Source organism: Frankia sp. Mgl5 (assembly GCF_023242985.1).
In the GTDB taxonomy this organism is placed as follows: domain Bacteria; phylum Actinomycetota; class Actinomycetes; order Frankiales; family Frankiaceae; genus Parafrankia; species Parafrankia soli.
This window is the reverse complement of sequence record NZ_JALKFY010000232.1, coordinates 1-253: the sequence shown is the minus strand read 5'-3', so window position 1 is coordinate 253 and position 253 is coordinate 1. Positions and strand designations below refer to the sequence as shown.

Sequence of the window (253 nt, the reverse complement as noted above, 5' to 3'; positions counted from 1 at the left end):
ATCCGTTACTGACCCGGACGTAATCGCCTTGCAGGAATCACATTCGTTGCATGGTTCCCCGTCTTGCGGATGCTCACAGTTCACCGCTTTGGCCATCACTTTGGCAGCACTGGTCTTCCCTGTTCCGCGCGGGCCATTGAACAAATAGGCATGAGAAAGCCGACCCTCGCGGAGCGCATTGCGCAATGTCGTGGTTACATGTGCTTGCCCGACAATATCGCTAAAGGTTTGTGGTCTGTATACACGATATAAC

1 pseudogene is annotated in these 253 nt (G+C 53.0%); it reads right to left on the bottom strand.

Going from position 1 to position 253, the window contains the following annotated elements:
* Positions 1 to 253: pseudogene (locus MXD62_RS40315) on the bottom strand (DNA polymerase III subunit gamma/tau); the annotation flags it as partial.